This is a genomic window from Mangrovicoccus algicola (assembly GCF_014903745.1).
Lineage (GTDB): Bacteria > Pseudomonadota > Alphaproteobacteria > Rhodobacterales > Rhodobacteraceae > Mangrovicoccus > Mangrovicoccus algicola.
Genome location: NZ_JACVXA010000014.1, coordinates 17397 through 39915, shown reverse-complemented (window position 1 = coordinate 39915; position 22519 = coordinate 17397). Strand labels below are relative to the sequence as shown.

Annotated in this window: 22 protein-coding genes; 9 read left to right on the top strand and 13 right to left on the bottom strand. The window is 69.3% G+C overall.

The features are described 5' to 3' along the window. Positions 1-26 precede the first annotated feature (26 nt). Genes ICN82_RS21490 through ICN82_RS07115 form a run of 5 tightly spaced genes read left to right on the top strand, consistent with a single transcriptional unit; the run spans position 27 to position 4202 of the window. The gene (locus tag ICN82_RS21490; protein WP_193181186.1) at positions 27-1088 is read left to right on the top strand and encodes an ABC transporter ATP-binding protein; all 1062 of its coding nucleotides are present in this window, start codon (positions 27-29) and stop codon (positions 1086-1088) included. Then, positions 1075-1929, top strand: a complete 855-nt coding sequence (locus ICN82_RS07130) for an ABC transporter permease (protein ID WP_193181185.1) — start codon at positions 1075-1077, stop codon at positions 1927-1929. Before ICN82_RS21490 ends, ICN82_RS07130 begins: the two co-directional genes overlap by 14 nt. Next, on the top strand, positions 1926-2726 hold the full coding sequence (locus tag ICN82_RS07125) for an ABC transporter permease (protein ID WP_193181183.1): 801 nt from the start codon (positions 1926-1928) through the stop codon (positions 2724-2726). Before ICN82_RS07130 ends, ICN82_RS07125 begins: the two co-directional genes overlap by 4 nt. A 19-nt stretch (positions 2727-2745) precedes the next feature. Then, entirely contained in the window at positions 2746-3525 is a 780-nt protein-coding gene (gene fabG / locus ICN82_RS07120; protein WP_193181181.1) for a 3-oxoacyl-ACP reductase FabG, read from the top strand. Beyond that, a complete protein-coding gene (locus ICN82_RS07115) occupies positions 3525-4202 on the top strand; it encodes a cysteine hydrolase family protein (protein WP_193181179.1) in 678 nt (225 codons plus the stop codon). The genes fabG and ICN82_RS07115 overlap by 1 nt, the downstream gene beginning before the upstream one ends. Before the next feature lie 8 nt (positions 4203-4210). Here ICN82_RS07115 and ICN82_RS07110 read toward each other — a convergent pair whose 3' ends face one another. Continuing rightward, the gene (locus ICN82_RS07110; protein ID WP_193181177.1) at positions 4211-5236 is read right to left on the bottom strand and encodes a YeiH family protein; all 1026 of its coding nucleotides are present in this window, start codon (positions 5234-5236) and stop codon (positions 4211-4213) included. Between the two features lie 104 nt (positions 5237-5340). Between ICN82_RS07110 and ICN82_RS07105 the strand changes: the two genes are divergently transcribed. From ICN82_RS07105 to ICN82_RS07095, 3 genes are all read left to right on the top strand, one after another. Beyond that, positions 5341-6234, top strand: a complete 894-nt coding sequence (locus ICN82_RS07105; RefSeq protein WP_193181175.1) for a LysR substrate-binding domain-containing protein — start codon at positions 5341-5343, stop codon at positions 6232-6234. Between the two features lie 175 nt (positions 6235-6409). Continuing rightward, positions 6410-7462 (top strand): quinolinate synthase NadA, encoded by a 1053-nt coding sequence (gene nadA / locus ICN82_RS07100; protein ID WP_193181173.1) that lies wholly within the window; start codon positions 6410-6412, stop codon positions 7460-7462. A gap of 7 nt (positions 7463-7469) precedes the next feature. Then, positions 7470-9068, top strand: coding sequence for an L-aspartate oxidase (locus tag ICN82_RS07095; protein WP_193181171.1), 1599 nt, complete (start codon positions 7470-7472; stop codon positions 9066-9068). Here ICN82_RS07095 and ICN82_RS07090 read toward each other — a convergent pair. From ICN82_RS07090 to ICN82_RS07065, 6 genes are all read right to left on the bottom strand, one after another. Further along, the gene (locus tag ICN82_RS07090; protein WP_193181169.1) at positions 9032-9772 is read right to left on the bottom strand and encodes a sulfite exporter TauE/SafE family protein; all 741 of its coding nucleotides are present in this window, start codon (positions 9770-9772) and stop codon (positions 9032-9034) included. The two genes, ICN82_RS07095 and ICN82_RS07090, sit on opposite strands and share 37 nt — an antisense overlap. Positions 9773-9854: 82 nt before the next feature. After that, entirely contained in the window at positions 9855-10550 is a 696-nt protein-coding gene (locus tag ICN82_RS07085; protein ID WP_193181167.1) for an ABC transporter ATP-binding protein, read from the bottom strand. Next, positions 10544-11290, bottom strand: a complete 747-nt coding sequence (locus ICN82_RS07080; RefSeq protein ID WP_193181165.1) for an ABC transporter ATP-binding protein — start codon at positions 11288-11290, stop codon at positions 10544-10546. The genes ICN82_RS07085 and ICN82_RS07080 overlap by 7 nt, the downstream gene beginning before the upstream one ends. After that, on the bottom strand, positions 11287-12231 hold the full coding sequence (locus ICN82_RS07075; protein ID WP_193181163.1) for a branched-chain amino acid ABC transporter permease: 945 nt from the start codon (positions 12229-12231) through the stop codon (positions 11287-11289). The genes ICN82_RS07080 and ICN82_RS07075 overlap by 4 nt, the downstream gene beginning before the upstream one ends. Beyond that, entirely contained in the window at positions 12228-13145 is a 918-nt protein-coding gene (locus tag ICN82_RS07070; RefSeq protein WP_193181162.1) for a branched-chain amino acid ABC transporter permease, read from the bottom strand. Before ICN82_RS07070 ends, ICN82_RS07075 begins: the two co-directional genes overlap by 4 nt. 37 nt (positions 13146-13182) lie before the next feature. Then, positions 13183-14340, bottom strand: coding sequence for an ABC transporter substrate-binding protein (locus ICN82_RS07065; RefSeq protein WP_193181160.1), 1158 nt, complete (start codon positions 14338-14340; stop codon positions 13183-13185). A 142-nt stretch (positions 14341-14482) separates the two neighbouring features. Between ICN82_RS07065 and ICN82_RS07060 the strand changes: the two genes are divergently transcribed. Beyond that, positions 14483-15262, top strand: coding sequence for a carbon-nitrogen hydrolase family protein (locus ICN82_RS07060; protein WP_193181158.1), 780 nt, complete (start codon positions 14483-14485; stop codon positions 15260-15262). 2 nt (positions 15263-15264) lie between these two features. Here ICN82_RS07060 and ICN82_RS07055 read toward each other — a convergent pair whose 3' ends face one another. From ICN82_RS07055 to ICN82_RS07030, 6 genes are read right to left on the bottom strand one after another with little or no spacing between them, the layout of a single operon-like run. Then, positions 15265-16401 carry a M20/M25/M40 family metallo-hydrolase gene (locus tag ICN82_RS07055; RefSeq protein ID WP_193181156.1) on the bottom strand — a complete coding sequence of 379 codons (1137 nt, stop codon included), beginning with the start codon at positions 16399-16401 and terminating at the stop codon, positions 15265-15267. Beyond that, entirely contained in the window at positions 16398-17558 is a 1161-nt protein-coding gene (locus tag ICN82_RS07050) for a M20 aminoacylase family protein (protein WP_193181154.1), read from the bottom strand. Before ICN82_RS07050 ends, ICN82_RS07055 begins: the two co-directional genes overlap by 4 nt. Continuing rightward, complete coding sequence (locus ICN82_RS21605) at positions 17545-19065, bottom strand: M81 family metallopeptidase (protein WP_193181152.1); 1521 nt, start codon at positions 19063-19065, stop codon at positions 17545-17547. Before ICN82_RS21605 ends, ICN82_RS07050 begins: the two co-directional genes overlap by 14 nt. Positions 19066-19083: 18 nt before the next feature. Beyond that, complete coding sequence (locus ICN82_RS07040) at positions 19084-20706, bottom strand: ABC transporter ATP-binding protein (protein ID WP_193181150.1); 1623 nt, start codon at positions 20704-20706, stop codon at positions 19084-19086. 1 nt (position 20707) lies between these two features. Beyond that, positions 20708-21577, bottom strand: coding sequence for an ABC transporter permease (locus tag ICN82_RS07035; RefSeq protein WP_193181148.1), 870 nt, complete (start codon positions 21575-21577; stop codon positions 20708-20710). Further along, a complete protein-coding gene (locus tag ICN82_RS07030) occupies positions 21577-22518 on the bottom strand; it encodes an ABC transporter permease (protein WP_193181146.1) in 942 nt (313 codons plus the stop codon). The genes ICN82_RS07035 and ICN82_RS07030 overlap by 1 nt, the downstream gene beginning before the upstream one ends. Position 22519: the final 1 nt, after the last annotated feature.

Sequence of the window (22519 nt, the reverse complement as noted above, 5' to 3'; positions counted from 1 at the left end):
GGGCGGCCCCCTTGCAAAGTGCCGCCATGTCCGACGCATCCCCGATCCTGCGCATCAATGCGCTGACCAAGACCTTCGACGATTTCACCGCGCTGCACGGCATCGACCTCGATGTCGCCGAGGGCGAGTTCCTGGCGATTGTCGGCCCGTCCGGCTCCGGCAAGACGACGCTGATCCGGCTGCTGGTCGGCATGGACGACCCCACGGATGGCGCGATCTGGCTGCGCGACCAGCGCATCGACGTGATCCCGGCCAACAGGCGGCCGACCTGCATGGTGTTCCAGTCGCTCGCGCTCTTCCCGCATCGCACGGTCGGGCAGAATATCGAATTCCCGCTGAAGCTGCGCGGCGTCGCGGCGAAGGCGCGCAAGGATCGGGCGCTGGAGCTCTTGGACCTGCTGCGCCTGCCGCGCGACTACTACGCCAAGCGCATCCAGCAATGCTCCGGCGGCGAGAAGCAGCGCGTGGCCCTGGCCCGCGCGCTGGCCTTCGATCCCGAGATCCTGTTCTTCGACGAACCGCTCTCGGCGCTGGACTACCGGCTTCGCAAGACGCTGGAGAAGGAGCTGAAGGACCTGCACCGCCGCACCGGCAAGACCTTCATCTACATCACCCACAGCCTCGAAGAGGCGATGGTCATGTCCGACCGCATCGCCATCATGCGCGCGGGCCGGTTCGAGCAGATCGCCCCGGCCGAGGAAATCTATGCCCGCCCGGTCTCGCCCTTCGTGGCGGAGTTCATGGGCGAGGTGAATTTCCTTCCGCTTCGCGCGGGCATGGTCGCCGGCGCGGCGCTGTCGTCCGCGGCGCAGGCGGCGCTGGCGGGGCAGGGCGGCACGCTGGTCCTGCGCCCCGAAAGCCTGCGGCTGAACCCGCAGGCGGCCGACCTGACCCTGACCGGCACGGTCGCCGCGGCCTACCTTCTGGGGTCGCGGATGCAGTACCGCATCGACAGCCCGGCGGGCGAGCTGACCGTCGAGGTCCTGCGCGAGGATGCGGTGGCCGGGGGCATCGGCGCGCCGGTCACGCTGGGCTGCGACCTAGCCGCGCTGCACCTGATCGCGGAGGCGCGCGATGCGGCGGCGTGAGCGGCAGCTCGGCGCGCTCTACGCGCTGCCCCTCTCGGTCTTTCTCGGCCTCACCTTCCTGGCCCCGATCCTTCTGGTCGCGGGCTTCTCGATGATGCCCGAAAAGGTGTTCGACCTGGCGCATATGCCGGATTTCTCCGCCTACCGGACGGTTCTGGCGCAGGGCTACTGGAAATCCGTCGCCTGGTCTCTGGTCCTCGCGGCGCTGGCGACGCTGATCCTGCTGGCGGTCTGCTGGCCGCTGGCCTACGCGATGGCGAAGGTCTTCCGCCGCTTCACCCTGGTCCTGACCATCGGGGTCGTCATGACGCTGTTCGTCAGCGAGAACATCCGACTCTTCGGCTGGGTTCTGACGCTGATGAAGGGCGGGCTGATCGAGGGGTATGTCCGTCACTGGACCGGCATCGGCTTCGACGCGCCCCTCTACAACGTGCCGGTGATCGTCTTCGGGCTGGTCTATGTCTACCTGCCCTTCATGCTGTTTCCGCTGGCGCAGGGCATTTCCATGGTGCCCGACGACGCGCGGCAGGCGGCCTTCGATCTGGGCGCCACCCGCTGGCAGATCCTGCGCGAGATCGAGCTGCCGCTGGCCATGCCCGGCATCATGGTCGGCTCCCTGCTGAGCTTCGTGCTGGCCGCCGGTGCCATGGCGGAGTCCAAGCTTCTGGGCGGGCGCGCGGTCATCACCATCGCCGACGAGGTGCAGACCGCCTTCACCTACGGGCAGAACTGGCCGCTGGGATCGGCGCTGGCCATGGTGCTGATCGCGATCATCGGCACGCTGGCCATCTGGGCGATATCGAAGGCCGATCTGGATGCGATGATGGGGCGGAAATCATGAAGACCTCCCGCCTCGCCTCCGCCCTGCTCGTCGCCTATGGCATCGCCGTCCTCGCCTTCCTCTACCTGCCGCTGGTCTCGGTCGGGCTCGCCTCGGTGTCGAAGGCGCGCTACCTGAGCTTCCCGATCCGCCGCTACAACACCGAATGGTACGGCGAGGCGCTGGCCTCGGACACGGTGCAGGGGCTGCTGTGGATCTCGCTCAAGGTGGCGGGGATCGTCACGGTCTCCTCCATGGTCATCGGCTTCCTCGGTGCCCTGGCCTTCGCGCGCTACTCCTGGCGCTTCCGCAAGCCGTTCCAGAAGCTGATCCTGCTGCCGATCTTCTTTCCGCAGACCGTTCTGGGGCTGGCGCTGCTGATGTGGTTCAACGCGCTGGGGATCGTGCCCAGCTGGAAGACCGCGATCGTCGCGCATCTGGTGTGGATCGCGCCGATCGCCACGCTGATCGTGTCCATCCGGGCCTTCGGCTTCGATCCCGCGCTGGAGGAGGCCGCGCGCGACATGGGCGCGACCCAGTGGCAGGTGCTGCGCGAGGTGACCATTCCGCTGCTGATGCCGGGCGTGGTTTCGGCCGGACTCTTCGCCTTCCTGCTCAGCTGGGGCAATTTCCCGCTGTCGCTTTTCACCACCGGGGCGGACAGCACTCTGCCCGAATGGCTCTTCGCCAAGATGATCTCGGGCTATTCGCCGCTGGTGCCGACCGTGGGGATGCTGACCGTTGCGGGCTCTGCCGGAATGGTGGCGGCGGGACTGATCCTCGCCTGGGCACTGAGGCGCCTGAGGCCAACGACATGACACGACAGGGAATACCGCAATGCTGACTTCCATCGCAGGCAAATCGGTCATCGTGACCGGCGGATCGAAAGGCATCGGCAAGGGCATCGCCAAGGTCTTTGCCGCGCAGGGCGCCAAGGTGATGATCGCCGCCCGCGGCGCCGAGGCCGCCGAACTGGCCGCCGCCGAGATCCGCGACGCGGGGGGCACGGCCGAATGGCTGCCCTGCGATGTCGCCGACTGGGAAAGCGTCCAGGCCATGGTCGAGCGCACCGTCGAGCTTTTCGGCGGGGTCGACATCCTCTGCGCCAATGCCGGGATCTTTCCGCAGGTGAAGATGCTCGACATGTCGCCCGAGGACTGGGACGGCGTCATGGCGACCAATCTGAAATCCACATTCCTCTGCGTGAAGGCCTGCATCCCGGTCTTCGAGAAGGCCGGGAAGGGACGGGTCATCGTCACCTCGTCGATCACCGGCCCGGTCACCGGTTTCCCCGGCTGGGCGCATTACGGCGCGTCCAAGGCCGGACAGCTCGGTTTCCTGAAGACCGCCGCGATGGAGCTTTCCCGCTACAACACCACGATCAACGCGGTGATGCCCGGCAACATCTATACCGAGGGGCTACAGGATCTGGGGGAGGACTACCTGAAGACCATGGCCGCCTCGATCCCGCTGAAGCGGCTGGGCGCGGTCGAGGATATCGGCAATGCGGCGCTGTTCTTCGCCTCCGACGAGGCGGCCTATGTCACCGGCCAGCAGATCGTCGTCGATGGCGGCCAGATCCTGCCCGAGAGCCTGGAGGCGATCGAGGAAATCTGATGGGCTGGAAGACGGATTGGCGCAGCTTCTACTACGAGACCGCCGAGGAGCCCGCGGATATCGCGCTGGATCCCGGCAAGACCGCGCTTCTGTGCATCGACCTGCAGAACACCTACCTGGAGGTGCCGGATGATCCGGCCGAGGCCGCCCGCTGGGCGCCTTTCCATGACCGGATGCGGGACACCGTGCTTCCGAACACCCGCGGGCTTCAGGACTGGGCGCGGGCGCAGGGGATCGAGGTGATCCATGCCCGCATCGCCTGCCTGAAGAAGGACGGGCGGGACCGGTCGCTGTCCCAGAAGAAGCCCGGCTTCAACTATCTGCTGCTGCCGAAGGACCGCGCGGACAGCCGGATCGCGGATGCCGTGGGCCCGATGGCGGACGAGATCGTCGTGACCAAGACCACGGATTCGGCGCTGACCGGCACCAACCTGCGGATGGTCCTGTCCAACATGGGCATCGGGCGGGTGATCTGCGCCGGCATCTTCACCGACCAATGCGTCTCCTCGACCGTGCGCAGCCTGGCCGATGAAAGCTTCGAGGTGCTGGTGGTCGAGGATTGCTGCGCGGCTGCCACGACGGAACTGCATGAACACGAGCTTCGCGTCATCAACATGATCTATTGCCATGTGCTGTCGATGGCCGAGGTGATGGCCCTGCCGCGGGGCAGGGGCTGAGACGGTCCTCACAGGAGCAGCACAAGCCCCAGACCGGCGAGGGAGATGAAGATCCAGGCCAGCGCCCCCAGCAGCAGCGGGCGCAGCCCCTCGCGGCGCAGCTTGGCTATGTCGGTTTCCAGCCCCATCGCCGCCAGCGCCATCGCCAGAAGGAAGGTGGTCAGCGACGCGACCGGGGCCTGCAGCCCGGCGGGAAGGGGGATCAGCGAATTTGCCGCCACCACCGCGGCGAAGCCCAGGACGAACCACGGGACCGGCACTGTCGCGCCCGGCTCCGCCCCGGCGCGGCGCCGCGCCATCATGCCCAGCGACAGGATCACCGGGGCCAGCAGGATCACCCGCGACAGCTTGGCAATGGTGCCCGCATGGCCCGCCGCCTCGCCGCCGGAGAAGGCCGCCCCCACCACCTGCGCCACTTCGTGGATCGTGGCGCCGGCCCACAGCCCGTAATCCTGCGGCGACAGGCCCAGCGGCCCGGCCAGCAGCGGGAAGAGCATCATCGACAGCGACCCGAAGACCGTCACGCAGGCGATCGCATAGGCGACATCCTCGTCGCGGCCGCGGGTGACGGTATTGCAGGCGATCACCGCCGAGGCGCCGCAGATCGAGCTGCCCGCCGCGATCAGCTCGGCCAGGCGCGGCTCGACGCCCAGCACGCGGCCCATCGCCTTGGTGAAGACCAGCGTCGCGCCCAGGCTCAGCACCACCACTGCCGCGCCCCTGAGCCCGATCTCGCCGATCTGTGCCAGGGTCAGCTGGAACCCCAGCAGCACGATCGCCAGCCGCAGCAGGCGTTTCAGCGCAAAACCGATGCCCGGCGCCATGGTCCGGGGGATGCCGGTGGAGTTGCGCAGCCCCATGCCGATCACCATCGCCGCCATGAGCGGGCTGAGCGCGGCGATGCCGCTGAGGCGCTGCACCGCGATCGCGGTCAGCGCAATGGCCGCGGCAAGGCCCAGCCCGGGCAGCAGCGGCCGCAGCGCGGGGCGGGGCAGGGGGCGGGTATCGGCACGGGGAAGAGGGAGATCGGACATGCGGGCGTCGCCTTTTCGGAACATGGCGCACAGATAGGTTGCCGGAACCGTTCCGTATAACGGATTATCTTTGTTGTTTCGTTCGATTCTGGTTATGAATTGGCATGACGCTCGACCAGTTGCGCATCTTCCTGGCCGTCGCCCGCGAGGCGCATGTCACCCGCGCCGCCGGGCAGCTTCACCTGACGCAATCGGCCGTCTCCTCCGCCATTGCCGCGCTGGAGGCCCAGCACGGCCTCCGCCTGTTCGACCGGATCGGCCGCGGGATCCGCCTGACCGAGGCGGGCGCCCGCTTCGTCTCCGCGGCGGAGGCGGTGCTGGCCCAGGCGGAATCGGCCGAGCAGATGCTGAACGACCTGTCGCGCAAGACGCTGGGACGGCTGCGGATCCATGCCAGCCAGACGGTCGCCAGCTACTGGCTGCCGCCGCGCCTGGTGGCCTATCACGCCGCGCATCCGCTGGTGGAGCTGAGCCTGGAAACCGGAAATACCGCGCAGGTCGCCGAGGCGGTGATGGCCGGCCATGCCGATCTGGGACTGGTCGAGGGCGAGGTCGCGCAGCAGAGCCTGACCCGGCAGGTGGTGGCGCGCGACGAGCTGGTCCTTGTCATGGCGGCGGGCCATCCGCTGGCCGGACGCGCGATCGCCGCCAGCAGCTATCTGTCCTTTCCCTGGCTGCTGCGCGAACCCGGGTCGGGCACGCGCTCGGAATTCGAGCATCACCTCGACGAACTGGGACTGTCGGTCGGCGATCTGGGCGTGGCGCTGGAACTGCCCTCGAACGAGGCGATCCTGTCGGCGGTCGCCGCCGGGGATTGCCTGGCGATGCTGTCGCGCCGGGCGACCGGGCTGGATGGCGGGGCCGGGGGCGGCGTGACGCTGCGCGAGGTCACCTGGGCGCGCCGTCCCGAACGGGCCTTCGCCCTGCTGACCCATCCGGGCCGCTACCGCACCCGTGCGGCGGCTGCGCTGATCGCGGATCTTTCCGCCGCAGGATAACCATCAAAACGCATCTTATACGTATCTATACCAACAAAATAGGCAGGATTTTCGCAAGAAAATGTCGCGGAACGCATTTTTCCGGGGTCCCGGTGCTTGTTCCCTTCCGTCCTGCGCGTATAGGAGGCGCCGCATCCGCGGCTGCCGCCGCCGGGGCACGGGAGGAAGGACCGCCATGCAGCAGATGACCGTCGACCGCGAGGAACTGGCCCGGCATTACGACCTGGCGCCGTCGCTGGACAAGGCCGAGGCCATGGCCGATATCCATGCCCGCATGGCCCGGGTGGTCACGCCTTTCGACTGGGCGATGCACGCCCCCTATGTCGCCGCGATCAACCGCCTGAAGGCGGAACGCGGCGCCGTCATCCTGGCCCATAACTACATGACGCCGCAGATCTATCACGGCATCGCCGATGTCGTCGGCGACAGCCTGCAGCTGGCGGTCGAGGCGGCCCGGACCGAAGCCTCGGTGATCGTGCAATGCGGCGTGCATTTCATGGCCGAGACCTCGAAGATCCTCAGCCCGGACAAGACCGTGCTGATCCCCGACCCGGAGGCAGGCTGTTCGCTGGCCGAAAGCATCACCCCCGAGGGTATCGCCGAGATGCGGCGGCTCTATCCGGGCGCGCCGGTCGTCACTTATGTGAATACCAGCGCCGCGGTGAAGGCCGCCTCCGACATCTGCTGCACCTCCTCGAATGCGGCGCAGATCGTCGCCGGGCTGGACAGCGACACGGTCATCATGACCCCCGACAAGTACTTGGCGCAGAATGTCGCCCGGCAGGTGCCGCGGAAACGCGTCGTCTGGTGGGACGGATCCTGCATGGTGCATGAGCAGTACACCGCGCAGGACCTGCGCGCGTTCCGCGACTGGAACCCGGGCACGCGGATCATCGCCCATCCCGAATGCCCGCCCGATGTCGTGGCCGAGGCGGATTTCTCGGGCTCCACCGCCGGGATCATCGATTACGTGGCGCGCGAAACGCCGCAGAAGGCGATGCTGGTCACCGAATGCTCGATGGCCTCCAACATCTCGGATGCGCATCCCGGGGTGGAGTTCGTCGGCCCCTGCAACATGTGTCCGCACATGAAGAAGATCACGCTGGAAAAGGTGCTGTGGTCGCTGCACGCGATGCAGGGCGTGGTCGAAGTCGACCCCGGTATCGCCGCCGGGGCCCGTGTCGCGGTCCAGCGGATGATCGATCTTGGCCGTCGCGCGGCCGCCTGAGCCGGCGATGCGCAGGCTTGCCACCGGGCGGGTGGTCATTCTGGGTGCCGGCATCGGCGGGCTGTCCGCCGCGCTGGCCCTCGCGCCGCGGCCCGTGCTGGTGGTCTCGCCGCAGGTCCTGGGAGAGGGGGCCAGTTCCGCCTGGGCCCAGGGCGGGATCGCCGCCGCCATGGGGCCCTCCGACAGCGCCGCGGACCATGCGCGGGACACGGTCGGCGCGGGGGCCGGGCTGGTCGATGCGGCGGTGGCCGCGGCGGTGGCGGGCGAAGCTCCGCAGCGCATCCGCGACCTGACCCTTCTGGGGGCGCCCTTCGACCGCGATCCGGCCGGCGGCTACGTGCTGTCGCGCGAGGCGGCGCATTCGCGGCCGCGGGTCGTGCGCATCGGAGGCGACCGGGCCGGGGCGGGCATCATGCGGGCCCTGATCGCGGCGATCCGCGCCACGCCCTCGGTGCAGGTGCTGGAAGGCGTCGCGGCCTGCGGGCTGCATCTGCGCCACGGACGGGTCGCGGGGGCGGAGCTGATGCGCATCGGCGCGGACGGGGCGGCGGCGTCGCGGCCGGTATGCGTGACGGCGCCCGCCATCCTCCTGGCCGGGGGCGGGGCGGGCGGATTGTTCGCCGTCACCACCAATCCGCCGGGCATTGCGGGGCAGGCGGTGGGGCTTGCCGCGCGCGCGGGCGCGCTGATCGCCGATGCCGAATTCGTCCAGTTCCATCCCACCGCGCTGGATCTGGGCCGCGATCCGGCGCCCCTGGCGACCGAGGCGCTGCGCGGGGCGGGGGCGGTGCTGCGCGATGCCTCCGGCGCGCCGATCATGGCGGGGCTGCATCCGGATGCCGACCTGGCGCCGCGCGACGTGGTCGCCCGCGCGGTCTTTGCCGCGGCCCGGGCGGGGCGGCGCCCCGTGCTGGATGCGACGCAGGCGCCCGGCGCGGCCATCCTGCAGGAATTCCCCGAGGTCTCGCGCGCCTGCCTCGCGGCGGGGATCGACCCGGCGCGGCAGCCCATGCCGGTGGCGGCGGCGGCGCATTACCATATCGGCGGGGTGCAGAGCGACGCGCGCGGCCGCAGCAGCCTGCCCGGTCTGTGGGTCTGCGGCGAGGCGGCCTGCACCGGGCTGCACGGCGCCAACCGGCTGGCCTCCAACGGGTTGCTGGAGGCGCTGGTCTTCGCCCGCCGCGCCGCCGCCGACATGGCGACCTGCCTGCCTTCCGCGGCGCCCAGCCCCGAGGTCGTCCTGCCGCCCCTGCGCCCGCTGCCGCCGCCCGATGCGGCGCTGGTGCTGCGGCTGCGGCAGGCGATGACCGCGGGGGCGGGGGTGATCCGCGACGCGGCCGGGCTGTCGCGATGCCTGGCCGAGATCGCGGAGATCGAGGCGGCGGCGCGCGCCTGCCCGGTTCTGGTCAACATGACGGCCACCGCCACGCTGATCGCCGCCGCCGCGCTGCTGCGCCGGGAAAGCCGCGGCGCGCATTTCCGGTCCGATTTCCCCCGCCCGGCCGGGGGGGCCGGCTGCCGCAGCCGGCTGACCCTGCAGGCCGCGCTGGAGATCCGCGCCGCCGCGCGTCACAGCAGCGCGATGGTCGCGGTCACGCAGAGATAGGCCGAGACCAGGGCCAGCATCGCCCGGATCACCGCCGAGTAGACCCGCTGCGGCAGCCGCCCGACCAGCCAGCGCCCGGCAAAGGCCCCGGCGACGGCAACGGCGATCAGCGGCGCCAGCACCGGAAGGTCGAGCCCCCCGGTCAGGCCGATCTCGTGATAGGCCGGCAGTTTCGACAGGTTGATGATCGCGAAGGTGATGGTGGCCGTTCCCGCGAAGGCCAGGTTGGGCAGCTTCTGCGGCAGCAGGTAGGCGGTGAAGGGCGGTGCCCCGTTATGCGAGATGAAGCTGGTCACGCCGGTCACAAGCCCCCAGGCGATGCCAGGCCCCACCCGCGCATGGCGCGGCGCCGTGGCCGGGGGCAGCAGCAGCGTCTGCACCACGAAGGTCAGCCCGATCACCCCGGTCAGCAGCGTCACCGCCGCCATCGGCACATGCGGGGCCGCCAGCGTCGCCAGCGCGACGCCCGCCAGGGAGGCGGGAACGAGGATGCGCAGATTGGGCCAGGAGGGCTGTTTGCGGTAGATCGCCACCGCGACCATGTCGGAGGCGATGTAGATGGGCAGCAGCGCCGCCGCCGCCTGCAGCGGATCCATCCAGATCGACAGCATCGGCACGGCCAGCGCCCCGGCCGCGGAGAGTCCGCCCTTCGACAGGCCGACCACGAAGGCGGCGATGGTCAGAAGGATCATCTCGGGTGTCATGGCTCGCTCCTCGGGCAGCGCCTCTGCCGCGGTCTAGACCCGCCGGTCGCACGGGGGCAATCCGCGCCGCGGTCGCAGCGGATCAGGCATGAAGGTAGCGCTGCGCGATCTCCGGCGCGCGGGCCAGCGCGGCGGGGCTGCCGGTCCAGACGGTGCGGCCCTTCTCGATCACGACGTGCCGGTCGGCAAAGCGCGACAGCTGGGCAAGGCTCTTGTCGATCACCAGGATCGCCTCGCCCTCGGCCTTCAGCCGGATCAGGCAGGACCAGATTTCCTCGCGGATCAGCGGCGCCAGACCCTCGGTCGCCTCGTCCAGCACCAGAAGGCGCGGATTGGTCATCAGCGCGCGCCCCACGGCCAGCATCTGCTGTTCGCCGCCCGACAGCTGGTCGCCCATGTTCCGCCGCCGTTTCGCCAGCCGCGGGAACAGCTCCCAGATGCGCGGCAGGCTCCAGCGCGGGCGCCCGTCGCTGCGGGCGGTGGCGACCAGGTTCTCCTCCACCGTCAGCGTCGGGAAGATCTGCCGCCCTTCGGGCACCAGGCCGAGGCCGGCCCGGGCGATGCGGTGCGGGGCGGCGCCGGTCAGGTCGCGCCCGGCAACCGCGATGCGTCCGGCCCTGGCCGGGATCAGTCCGAACAGCGCGCGCACGGTCGTGGTCTTGCCCATGCCGTTGCGCCCCAGCAGCGCCACCGCCTCGCCTTCGGCCACGGCCAGGTCGATGCCGAACAGCACCTGCGCGGTGCCATAGCCCGCCTCCAGCCCCTCGATGCTCAGCACGCCTCTTCCCCCAGATAGGCGGCGCGCACGGCCGGATCCTGCCGGATCTCCTCCGGGCCGCCCGAGGCGACGATCTGCCCGTAGACCAGCACCGAGATGCGGTCGGCCAGCGCGAAGACCGCCGCCATGTCGTGTTCGATCAGCACCATCGTCACCTGCCCCTTCAGCGCCTCCAGCAAGGCGACCAGCCGCTCCGCCTCCTGCGGTCCGGTCCCGGCCAGCGGCTCGTCCAGCAGCAGCAGGCGGGGGCGGCAGGCCAGCGCGACGGCCAGTTCCAGCTGCCGCTTCTCGCCATGGCTCATCGCGGCGGCGGGGCGGTCGGCGCGGTCGGCCAGCCCGACCTGTGCGAGGCAGGTCATGGCCTGGTCGTTCAGCGCCGCTTCCGCCGCGACCGGGCGCCAGAAGCGGAAGGAGCTGCCCGAGCGGCCCTGCACCGCCAGTGCCACGTTTTCCAGCGCGGTCATGGCGGGCATCAGCGTGGTGATCTGGAAACTGCGCGCCAGCCCGGCACGCACCCGCGATGCCATGTCCGTCCGGGTGATGTCGGTGCCGTCGAAGGTCACGCTGCCGCTGTCGGGGGCCAGCTGGCCCGAGAGCTGGGCGATCAGAGTGGTCTTGCCCGCGCCGTTCGGCCCGATGATGGCGTGCAGCTCCCCCTCTGCCACATCCAGCGACAGCCCGTCGGTGACGGCAAGCGCGCCGTAGGATTTGCGCAGGTCCCGCACGGCCAGAAGCGTCATCTCCGCCCTCCTGCCAGAAGGCGGCGCAGCAGCCCCGTGAGCCCGGCGGGCGACCACAGCACGACCGCCAGAAGGATCAGCCCGAAGCACAGCCGCCAGTGTTCGGACCAGCCGGCCAGCAGCTCCTCCAGCCCGACCGTGACCAGCGCCCCGGCCATCGCCCCCGCCAGCGTGCCGACCCCGCCGAGGAGCAGCATCACGATCAATTCGCCCGAGCGCGTCCAGGCCATGTAGGCGGGCGAGACATATTCCGTCTGGTTCGCCAGAAGCACCCCCGCCACCGCGCAGATCATCCCCGAGAGCACATAGGCGGCCAGCCGGTAGCGGAAGGGGCGATAGCCGATGGCGCGCATCCGCAGCTCGCTTTCGCGCGTGCCGGTCAGCACCCGGCCGAACCGGGCATGGACCAGCCGGTCGAGCCCGCCATAGGCAAGGGCGAGGCATGCCAGGACCATGTAGAAGAAGGCGGTGTCATTCTCCAGCCAGGCGCGCCCGAACAGGGTGGAGCGCGCCGCCAGCGCCGTGCCGTCGTCGCCGCCATAGGCGGAGAGCGAGACGAAGAAGAAATAGGCCATCTGTCCGAAGGCCAGGGTGATCATGATGAAGTAGATGCCGCGGGTGCGCAGCGATACCGCCCCCGAAACGGCGGCGAAGAGCGCGGCGGCAAGGGCCGCGGCCCCCATCTGGAGGAAGAGGTCGGTGATGCCGTGGCGCGCGCAGACCGCCACCGCATAGGCGCCGAGCCCCAGATACGCGGCATGGCCGAAGCTGACCAGCGCGCCATAGCCCAGGATCAGGTCCAAGGACAGCGCGGCGATGGCGAAGACCGCCATGCGCGTGGCGATCACCGTCAGGAAGGGATCGCCGATGGCGGCGGCCGCCGGCGGGACCAGCGCCAGCAGGATCAGCAGCGCGATCGCGGCCTTGGGCGCGGCGCTCATGACGGCCGCCCGAACAGGCCGTTGGGCCGCCAGGACAGGACCGCCGCCATCAGCAGGTAGACCAGCATCGGGGCCAGCACCCGCCCGGCCTGGGTCGCGGCGGCGGGGTCCATCACCAGTTTCAGCCAGATCGGCCCGAAGATGCGGCCCACCGTGTCGACGATGCCCACCAGAAGCGCGCCGGCGAAGGCGCCCTTCACCGAGCCCACGCCGCCGATGACGATGACCACGAAGGTCAGGATCAGGATGGAATCGCCCATGCCGGGATCGACGGACAGGACCGGCGAGACCAGCGCCCCGGCAAATCCCGCCAGCATCGCGCCGAGCGCGAAGACCAGCAGGAAAAGCCGCGAGATGTCGGTGCCCAGGGCCGCCACCATGGGCCGGTTCGACGCCCCCGCCCGCAACAGCATCCCCGCCCGGGTGCGTGCGATCAGCCACCAGAGCCCGGCCGCGGTGGCAAGCCCCGCGACGATGATCGCGATGCGGTAGACCGGATAGCGCAGCGGCCCGGCCAGCGGGATCGAGCCCGAAAGCAGCTCCGGCATGGCGACGTTCAGCGGCGCGGAACCCCAGAGGATCTTCACCCCTTCCGACAGGATCAGCATCAGCGCGAAGGTGGCCAGCACCTGGTCCAGGTGCGGCCGGTCGTAAAGCCTTCGGAAGACCAGCCATTCCAGCACCAGCCCGACCACCAGCGTGGTGGCCAGCGCCAGCAGGAGCCCCAGCCAGAAGCTGCCGGTTTCCAGCGCGAACATCGCCATCAGATAGGCGCCCAGCATGTAGAGGACGCCATGGGCGAGGTTGATGAAATCCATGATCCCGAAGACCAGCGTCAGCCCGGCGGCGACGAGGAACAAGAGGATGCCGAATTGCGCTCCGTTCAGGAGCTGGAGCAGGAAGAGATTGGCCATGGGTCAGGCGGTGGCGGGCCGGTGCCCGCCCCGGGGATCACTCTGCGGTGCAGGCATCGGCATAGGCATCGACATAGTCGGCCGTGACCAGTTCCTTCGCGGAGGTCGCATAGGCGCCGTCCGCGCGCTGCACCACCTCGGTCAGGTAGAAATCCTGCACCGGGAACTGGTTGGCGCCGAAGGAAAACTTGCCGCGCAGGCTGGGGAAGTCGACGGTCCTCAGCGCCTCGCGCAGGGCATCGCGGTCCTCTGTGCCCGCCGCGGCGATGGCGGTGTCGAGCAGCATCACCGCGTCATAGGCATAGGCGGCATAGCTGGCCGGGACGCGCCCGTATTCGGCGATGAAATCATCGACGAACTCGGCATTGCCGGGCACGTCCAGGTCCGGGCTCCAGGATCCCGAGGACAGCATTCCCAGCGCGGCGTCCTGCATGGCGGGCAGGGTCGTCTCGTCGGTGGTGAAGCTCGACATCATGGGAATGCCCGACAGCCCGGCCTGCTGGTACTGCTTGACGAAATTGACGCCCATGCCGCCGGGCAGGAAGGCATAGACCGCATCCGGCTGATAGGCGGCGATCTGGGCCAGTTCCGCGGAATAGTCCAGCTGTCCCAGCTGGGTCATCAGCTCGGCCGTGATGTCGCCGTCATAGGTCCGCTTGAACCCGCCCAGATGGTCCATCCCCGCCTGGTAATTCGGCGCGATCAGCACGACGCTGCCATAGCCCGCGCCCGAGGCGTATTCGCCCATCACCTGGTCGGGCTGGTCGTTCTGGTAGGAGACGACGAAGATGTCGGGGTTGCAGCCCTCGCCCGCGAAGACCGAGGGTCCGGCATTGGGCGAAAGCAGGAAGGCGCCGCCTTCGGTCACCGGTCCCGCGATCGCCGCCATGATGTTGGAGAAGATCGGCCCGATCACCACATCCGCCCCGTCGCTTTCGACCAGCCGGCGGGCCTTCTGCGCGGCGATGTCGGGCTTGCCCTCGGCATCGGTGACGAGGAATTCGGCCGCTTCGCCGCCCAGCTTTCCATCCAGTTTCTTCAGCGCCAGAAGCGCGCCGTCGCGGGCATGTTCGCCCAGCACCGCGGGCGGGCCCGACAGCGTCAGCAGCAGCCCGACCTTGACGGGGTCTGCCGCGGCGAGACCGGGCAGCGCGGCGGCACAGAGGGCGAAGACGGAAAGAGTGGAGCGCATCATCTGGAAATCCCTGTCGTCATGTGGTGCGGGCTCTGATGGCCCCTCGCGCCCAGTTGTCGCGTGAAGCGCGGCATTTGGCGACGTGCCACCGGGCCGCAGGCGCGGGCTTCCCCGCAGGCGCGGCGGCCGCTAGAATGGCGCGATGAGGATCGCCCTGCTGCAGATGCCCGCCCGTTCCGCAACCGCCCGCGACCGCATGACGGCGCTGGAGGAGGCCCTGGCCGCGGCCGCCGCGGCGGGGGCCGCGCTGCTGGTCGCGCCGGAGCTGGTGCTGCCCGGTTACAACTGCCCGCAACGCCATGGGGCCGAGGCCCAGCCGCGCGGCGGGCCCTGGATGCAGGCGGCCGCCGGGATGGCCCGCCGCCACGGCATCGGGCTGGTGCTGGGCTGGGCCGAGCGCGCGGGCGGGGATGTGTTCAATGCCGCCACAGCCTTCGGCCCCGATGGCGCGGAGCTGGCGCATTACCGCAAGATCCAGCTTTTCGGCGGGATGGAACGCACGGGGTTCCGCGCCGGAGAGGCGCCGCCGCCGGTCTTCGATCTGGGCGGGCGGCGTTTCGGTCTGCTGATCTGCTATGACATCGAGTTTCCCGAGCATGCGCGCGACCTTGCGCGGCGCGGGGCGCAGGCGATCCTGGTGCCGACAGCCAATCCGGCGGGATACGAGCATGTGCAGCGCCTGCTGGTGCCGGCGCGGGCCTGCGAGAACGCGATCGCGGTGGCCTATGCCAATTACTGCGGCGCCGAGGACGGGCTGGATTTCGGCGGCGGCTCGGTGATCGCCGGTCCCGACGGGGCGGCGATCGAAAGCGCGGGCCATGCCCCCGCGCTGCTGGTGGCGGATCTGCCGGAGGCGGCGGATTATCCCGCGGATATGCTCTCCGCCCAGCTGGCCGATCTGCGGCGGCCGGGCGGAGACTGAGCTCAGTCCAGCGTGGCCAGCAGCCCGGCCAGCATCCGGGTGCGCGGGACGATGAAATCCTCGTCGATATGCTCGCCCAGCGTGTGCAGACCCTCGCCTTTCACGCCCAGCGAACACAGCGAGGGAATGCCGAGCGCGCCGGTGAAATTCGCGTCCGATCCGCCGCCCTGGCTGCGATGCGGCATCTCGAAGCCGAGATCCTCGGAAATCGCGCGCGCCTTTTCGTAAAGCGCCATCGTGCCTGCCTGGCCCGGTTCCCAGACCGGGCGGGTGACGCCGCGGGTGACGGTGAAGCGCACGCCGTTCCTTTCGCCGCTCATGGCCAGCATCCGCTCGATCCCGGCATCCAGATCGGCCTGTTCCTTGGCCATCGACAGGCATTCCGCCGAGGCGAAGGAGGGCACGCAGTTCACCCATTGGCCGCTATGGACGTTGTTGCACGAGAAGGTGCAGGCCTCGGTCGTCATCTCCTCGATCTCGATGATCCGCCTGGCCATCTCGCGCACCGCCGAGATGCCGCCCTTGACATCGGCCCCCGCATGGGACGGCTTGCCCTCGGCCGCCAGGTTGAACCGCGCGATGGCATAGCGCCCGGTGCAGACGCCGTTATCGGGATGGGCCGGTTCGGGACACAGCACGTATTTCGCGCGCTTGGCCTCGGTCTCGATCAGGGTGCGCGTGGCGGGGGTGCCGATCTCCTCGTCGGGGGTGAACAGCATGGTGACGGGCAGGGGCGTCTCGATCCCCGCCTCGATGATCCGGGCCATGGCCTCCAGCGTGATGTAGTTGCCGCCCTTCATGTCCTGGATGCCGGGCCCGTAGACCTTGCCACCCTCGCGGCGGAACGGGTTCTTGGCCAGGGTGCCGACGGGATGGACGGTGTCGAAATGGCCCGAGATCATGATCCCCGGCTCGCCCGCGCGGGGATGGGGGAACCGCGCGCGGACCGATCCGCCCAGCCCCATCGTGCCGGGGATGCGTTCGACCGTGGCGCCCAGTTCGGCGCATTTCACCGCCACCAGGTCCATCATCCGGTCGACGGCGGCGCCGTCCCAGGTGGGGCTTTCGCATTCGATCCAGGGGCGCATGCCCTCGATGATCGTGTCGGTGTCGAAGGCAAGGTCTTTCCAGGTCGTCATGCTGCGGCGCCCCTCTGGGTCACGAGATTTGCATAGATCGACGCGCCCACGGGCAGGATCGCGTCATCGAGGGTGAAGCCCGGATTGTGCACCGGGATGCCGCCGGAATGGCCGATGGTGCAATAGGCGCCGGGAATGACGCGCAGCATGTCGGCGAAATCCTCCGAGCCCATCACCAGTTCCTCGGTCAGCCCGGTCATCGCCTGGCCCACGACCGGACCGGAGGCGGCAAGGACGGCCTCGGCCAGGGTATCGTCATTGACCAGCACGTCGAAGGTGTTGCGGATGTCGACCGCGATCTCGACCTCGTAGGCGGCGGCGATCCCGGCGCAGAGGGCGCGCAGCCGCTCGGAGATCAGCACCCCCGTCGCGGTGTCGAAGAAGCGGATCGTGCCGCCGAGTTCCGCGGTGTTGGGCACCACGTTATAGGCGTCGCCCGCGTGGATCTTGGTGACGGAAACGACGGCCGGGCTGGTGGGCGGCACGTTGCGCGCGACGATCGTCTGGATCTGCTGGACCAGCGCGGTGGCGATGACGACCGGGTCCTTCGAATCCTCCGGGCGCGCGCCGTGGCTGCCGCGGCCGGTGATGCGGATGTCGAAGAAATCCGAACCGGCCATGGCCGGGCCCTTCTTCACCTGCACCAGGTCGGGCTGGTGATGGGGGGCGTTGTGCATGCCGTAGATCTCGTCGCAGGGGAACTGCTCGAACAGCCCGTCGGCCAGCATCGCGCGCGCGCCGCCCAGGCCTTCCTCGGCGGGCTGGAAGATGAAAACGGCGGTGCCGGCGAAATCGGGGTTCTCCGACAGGTAGCGCGCCGCGCCGAGAAGCATGGTGGTGTGCCCGTCATGGCCGCATGCATGCATGACGCCCGGGGTCTTGGAGGCGAAGGGCAGGTTGGTCTCCTCGTGGATCGGCAGCGCGTCCATGTCGGCGCGCAGCCCGATGGTGCGGCCCGGGCGGCTGCCCTTCAGCACGCCGACCACGCCGGTCTTGCCCAGCCCGGTCGTCACCTCGATGCCCCAGCTCTTCAGCTTCTCCGCCACGATGGCGGAGGTGCGGACCTCCTGGAATCCCAGTTCGGGATGTTCGTGGATGTCGCGGCGGATCGCGGTCAGATCATCGGCGAATGCCGCGATGCCCTCAATGACCGGCATGTGCGGTCTCCTTCCTGTCGGTGTCGTCTGGTTCGAAGGCCGGGCCCATCGCGCCCAGCCGGATCCCCGGGCGCAGCCGCGTCCAGGGCAGGTCCTTGGGGTCCACGGCCATCGGGCCCGGCGCGGCGCAGGTCAGCAGCGCCGCGGCGATCGGCTCGAAATCGGCGCGGAAATGGACGGAACTTTTCACGATCAGGATCGGCTCCGCCTCGGGGGCGATGCCGACCTGGCGGAACATGGCGCGGTCGGCCATCTGCGCCTTGGAGGACACCACCGCGATGCGCAGATCCCCCAGCCGCAGGCAGGCGGAGGGGCCCATGCTCATCTTCTTGCCGCGGTAATAGGGGCCATGGGCGGTGAATTCCCCGTCCGACAGCGCCTCGACGGTGAACTCCGCCTCGAAGGGCGCATCGCCCGGCACGCCCGACTGCCCGCCAAGCGCCAGCCGGATCACCGCGCCGGTTCCGGCCTCATGCGCGGCGGAGGCGGCTGCGGGGTCGTAGAGGTTGCCGATGGCACCGCGTGCCCCGGCTGCCGCCATGGCGCGGATCATGCCGGTGGTGTTGCTGTCGGCGCCCGCGCCGGGATTGTCCTGCGTGTCGGCGATCACCACCGGCGCGGCGGCGGTTTCGGCAAGCCGCATGGCCTCCGCCACGCCCTCCGCGGGGCTGTAGACCCGGCCGCGGAACGCGGGCTCGGCCGCCTCCACCGCGCGGGCCATCGCGTCGGCGGCTGCCTCGGCGCCTGCGCCATAGGCCAGGACCGTCATCTGGCATTCGGGGAAATCCGCCGCCGGGAAACCCATGTTGAAGCTCATCTCGCGGCTGCCGCCCGCCAGAGCCTCCATCTGCGCATAGAGCCCCCTGGCCGGTTCGGCAGAGGTGCATTGCCAGGCGATGGCGGACAGGTAGGGCAGGGTGCGCATCGCCTTTTCCGGGCGGCTGCCATCCAGCATCCGCTCCAGCGCGGCCGCGCCGCGCAGCCCGGTCTCGGCCATGTCGACATGCGGATAGGTGCGGTAGCTTTCCAGAAGGTCGGCATGGCCGAACATCTTGGCGGTGACATTGGCGTGCAGGTCGAGGCAGACCACCACCGGCACGTCCGGGCCGATCCGGTCGCGCAGCCGCGCCAGCAATTCGCCCTCGCCGTCATCCAGATGGGTGGTGACCATCGCGCCATGCAGGTCGAGGAACACCCCGTCCAGCGGCATGGCGGCGGCGATGCGGTCGATCATGTCGCCCGCGATCCTCTCGAAGGCATCGCAGGTGACATGGGCCGAGGGCGAGGTGGCCGCGAAGATCGTCGGCACCAGGTCCCAGCCCGCGGCGCGGCCGTGGCGGATCGCGCCGGAGATGGCGGCATTGACGTCCGCCAGCTCCTCGAGGATCTCCGCCCCGTGCAGCATCCGGCCTGCGCCGCCGCCATGGACGAAATCCTGATAGTTTGCCTGGGATGGCGCGAAGGTATTGGTTTCGTGCAGGAAACCGCCGATGGCGATACGGGGCACGGGAGACTCCTTGAGAGGTCAGGCAGCCACGGGGCGGAAATTGGGGAAATCCCAGTCCCGGCCCGGCGCGGCGGCCAGAAGCGATTTCGTATAGTCGTGGCGCGGCGCGCCCAGCACGGCGGCGGTCGGGCCGTATTCGACCACCTCGCCGCGTTTCATCACCGCCACCTCGTCGCAGATCTGGGCCGCGACGCGCAGGTCATGGGTGATGAAGAGGATGGCGATGCGGGTGCGTTCCTGGATCTCGGTCAGAAGGTCCAGCACCTGCGCCTGCACGGACACGTCCAGGGCCGAGACGGCTTCGTCCGCGACCAGCAGCTCGGGCTCCATCGCCAGGGCGCGGGCGATGGCGATGCGCTGGCGCTGCCCGCCCGAGAACATGTGCGGATAGCGTTTCGCCGATCCCGCGGGCATGCCGACGAGGTCCAGCAGCTCCGCCGCCTTGGCCACGGCCTCGGCGCGGGGCATGCCGTAATTCATCGGCCCCTCGATGATCGACTCCTCGATCGACAGCCGCGGGTTCAGCGACCGGTAGGGGTCCTGGAACACCATCTGCAGGCGCTTGCGGAACGGGTGCAGCCCGCGCGGGGTCAGGTCCGCGATCTCCTGCCCGCCAACGCGGATCCCGCCCGCGGAGGGATCGATCAGCCGCATGACGCAGCGCGCCACGGTGGACTTGCCCGAGCCCGATTCACCGACGATGCCCAGCGTGCGGCCGGCCTTCAGTTCCAGCGACACGGCCTTGGCCGCATGGGTGGTCGCCGCCTTCGACAGGAATCCGCCGCCGCCGTAGATCTTGTCCAGTTCGCTGACCTGAAGCGCCAGCCTCTCGCTGGCCACCGGCCGCGGAGGGCGCGGCACCAGCGAGGGCACCGAGGAGAGCAGGCGGCGGGTATAGTCCATCTTCGGCGCGGCGAGGATGTCCATCACCTTGCCGGTTTCCACCATGTCGCCGCGATTCATGACATAGACCCGGTCGGCGATCTCGGCGACGACGCCCATGTCATGGGTGATGAACAGAACCGCCGTGCCGTGCTTCTGCTGCAGATCCTTGATCAGCCGCAGGATCTGCAGCTGCGTGGTGACGTCGAGCGCGGTCGTGGGTTCGTCCGCGATCAGCAGGCGCGGTTCCAGGATCAGCGCCATGGCGATCATGATCCTCTGCCGCTGGCCGCCCGACAGCTGGTGGGGATAGCTGCGCGCGACCCTTTCGATATCGGGCAGGCCGACCTGGTCGAGGATACCCATGACGCGGGCATGGCTTTCCGCGTTGGACAGTTTCGTATGCGCCTCCAGCACCTCGGCGATCTGGTCGCCGACCTTGATGACCGGGTTCAGCGCGGTCATCGGTTCCTGGAAGATCATCGACATGCGCGTGGCGCGGCGGTCGCGCAGCTCGGCGGGCGACAGTTTCAGCATGTCTTCGCCATCGAGCAGGATTTCCCCGCCCGTGACCTTCAGCGCGCCCTTGGGCAGAAGCCCCATCGTCGCCAGCGACGAGACGGATTTCCCCGAGCCGGATTCGCCCACCAGGCAGACGGTTTCGCCCGGCTCGATCGAGATGGAGATGTCGCGGACCACGGAGGCGCCGTCCTTGGCATCGATGGCGACGGTGAGGTTGCGGATATCGAGAACCGGCATGTCAGGACTCCCTCTTGCCCATGCGGGGATCGAGGACGTCGCGCGCCCAGTCGCCCAGCAGGTTGATCGACAGGATGCACATGGACAGCGCCAGGCCCGGCCAGAAGATCAGTTCGGGCTTCAGCCGGAAATAGATCCGCGCCTCGGCCATGATGTTGCCCCAGGTCGGGGTCTCGGTGGAGACGCCCGCGCCGAGGAAGGACAGGATCGCCTCGGTCAGGATGGCGGAGGCGCAGACATAGGTCGCCTGCACGGTCAGCGGCGCGAAGGTGTTGGGCATCAGGTGGCGCCACAGCACCCGCGGCAGCGACGTGCCCATCGAGATGGCCGCCTCGACATAGGGTTCCTCGCGCGCGGACAGCACGATGGAGCGCACCAGCCGGACGACGCGGGGGATCTCGGGGATGGTGATCGCGGCCATGACGGTCCAGATCGAGGCGCCCATCAGCGACACGATGGCGATGGCCAGAAGGACCGAGGGCATGGCCATCAGACCGTCCATGATCCGCATGATGACCGCGTCGGCCAGGCGGAAGAAGCCCGAGACCAGCCCGATGGCCAGGCCGATGACCACCGCCATGACGGTGACGCCCAGCCCGATCAGCAGCGAGACGCGGGCGCCCCAGATCACCCGGCTCAGCAGGTCGCGGCCGTAATTGTCGGTGCCCAGGAGATACTCGGCAGATGGCGGTTTCAGCCGCTGGATCGGGTTCTGGTAGATCGGGTCATGCGGCGCCACGAGGGGGGCGCAGACCGCGGCGAGGATGATGAGGATCAGGACCAGGCCCGCCAGCAAGGGCGCGATGCCGATGCGGGAGAAGAGGGCGCGGGTCGAAAGGGGAAAAGCTGCGCGCATGGTGTTCTCGGCCATCAGTAGCGGATCCGCGGATCGAGGAAGGAATAGGACAGGTCGATTGCCAGGTTGACCAGCACGTAGATGCCCGATGTCAGCAGGATCAGCGCCTGGATGACCGGGTAGTCGCGGGCGAAGATGCTGTCGACGGTCAGCCGGCCCAGGCCGGGGATGTTGTAGACGCTCTCGGTCACGACCACGCCCGAGATCAGGAGGGCGAAGCCGGTGCCGATCACCGTCATCACCGGCACGGCGGCATTGCGCAGCGCATGGCGGAACAGCACCCGGCGCTCGGCCAGTCCCTTGGCGCGGGCGGTGCGGACATAGTCCTCGCCCAGCACGTCCAGAAGGCTGGCCCGCGTCATCCGGGCGATCAGCGCGATGTAGATGGAGGCCAGCGTCAGCGCGGGCAGGACGGCGCGGGCGGCAAAGCCCGGCAGATCCTCGGAGGGGGCGACATAGCCCTGCACCGGCAGCAGGCCCAGATCCAGCGCGAAGAGCTTGATCAGCAGGTAGCCGATGACGAAGACCGGGATCGAGAAGCCCAGCACCGAGAAGGTCATCACCAGGTGGTCGATCCAGGAGCGGTGTTTCCACGCGGCGACGACGCCCATGGGCACGGCGACGATCACCGACAGGGTGATGGTGATCAGCGCGATCCAGATGGTCGGCCACATCCGGTCGGCGACCAGGTCCAGAACCGGCTGGTTGGAGATCAGCGAGGTGCCGAAATCGCCGCGCAGCAGGTCGCCCATCCAGCGCAGGAACTGGACATAGAGCGGATCGTTCAGCCCCAGCGAGGCGCGGATCTGTTCCAGCTGTTCGGGGGTCGCCATGTCCCCGGCCAGAACGGCGGCCGGGTCGCCGGGCGTCAGCCGCAGCAGAAGGAAGACGAAGACGGCCACGACCAGCATCACCGGGATGGCGGCAAGAACGCGGCGGAGGAAATAGACGGGCATC

Bases quoted from the DNA above. Each gene is read 5' to 3' on its own strand.
- ICN82_RS21490 (WP_193181186.1), top strand. From the start codon at position 27: ATGTCCGACGCATCCCCGATCCTGCGCATCAATGCGCTGACCAAGACC.
- ICN82_RS07130 (WP_193181185.1), top strand. From the start codon at position 1,075: ATGCGGCGGCGTGAGCGGCAGCTCGGCGCGCTCTACGCGCTGCCCCTC.
- ICN82_RS07125 (WP_193181183.1), top strand. From the start codon at position 1,926: ATGAAGACCTCCCGCCTCGCCTCCGCCCTGCTCGTCGCCTATGGCATC.
- fabG (WP_193181181.1), top strand. From the start codon at position 2,746: ATGCTGACTTCCATCGCAGGCAAATCGGTCATCGTGACCGGCGGATCG.
- ICN82_RS07115 (WP_193181179.1), top strand. From the start codon at position 3,525: ATGGGCTGGAAGACGGATTGGCGCAGCTTCTACTACGAGACCGCCGAG.
- ICN82_RS07110 (WP_193181177.1), bottom strand. From the start codon at position 5,236: ATGTCCGATCTCCCTCTTCCCCGTGCCGATACCCGCCCCCTGCCCCGC.
- ICN82_RS07105 (WP_193181175.1), top strand. From the start codon at position 5,341: ATGACGCTCGACCAGTTGCGCATCTTCCTGGCCGTCGCCCGCGAGGCG.
- nadA (WP_193181173.1), top strand. From the start codon at position 6,410: ATGCAGCAGATGACCGTCGACCGCGAGGAACTGGCCCGGCATTACGAC.
- ICN82_RS07095 (WP_193181171.1), top strand. From the start codon at position 7,470: ATGCGCAGGCTTGCCACCGGGCGGGTGGTCATTCTGGGTGCCGGCATC.
- ICN82_RS07090 (WP_193181169.1), bottom strand. From the start codon at position 9,772: ATGACACCCGAGATGATCCTTCTGACCATCGCCGCCTTCGTGGTCGGC.
- ICN82_RS07080 (WP_193181165.1), bottom strand. From the start codon at position 11,290: ATGACGCTTCTGGCCGTGCGGGACCTGCGCAAATCCTACGGCGCGCTT.
- ICN82_RS07075 (WP_193181163.1), bottom strand. From the start codon at position 12,231: ATGAGCGCCGCGCCCAAGGCCGCGATCGCGCTGCTGATCCTGCTGGCG.
- ICN82_RS07070 (WP_193181162.1), bottom strand. From the start codon at position 13,145: ATGGCCAATCTCTTCCTGCTCCAGCTCCTGAACGGAGCGCAATTCGGC.
- ICN82_RS07065 (WP_193181160.1), bottom strand. From the start codon at position 14,340: ATGATGCGCTCCACTCTTTCCGTCTTCGCCCTCTGTGCCGCCGCGCTG.
- ICN82_RS07060 (WP_193181158.1), top strand. From the start codon at position 14,483: ATGAGGATCGCCCTGCTGCAGATGCCCGCCCGTTCCGCAACCGCCCGC.
- ICN82_RS07055 (WP_193181156.1), bottom strand. From the start codon at position 16,401: ATGACGACCTGGAAAGACCTTGCCTTCGACACCGACACGATCATCGAG.
- ICN82_RS07050 (WP_193181154.1), bottom strand. From the start codon at position 17,558: ATGCCGGTCATTGAGGGCATCGCGGCATTCGCCGATGATCTGACCGCG.
- ICN82_RS07040 (WP_193181150.1), bottom strand. From the start codon at position 20,706: ATGCCGGTTCTCGATATCCGCAACCTCACCGTCGCCATCGATGCCAAG.
- ICN82_RS07035 (WP_193181148.1), bottom strand. From the start codon at position 21,577: ATGGCCGAGAACACCATGCGCGCAGCTTTTCCCCTTTCGACCCGCGCC.
- ICN82_RS07030 (WP_193181146.1), bottom strand. From the start codon at position 22,518: ATGCCCGTCTATTTCCTCCGCCGCGTTCTTGCCGCCATCCCGGTGATG.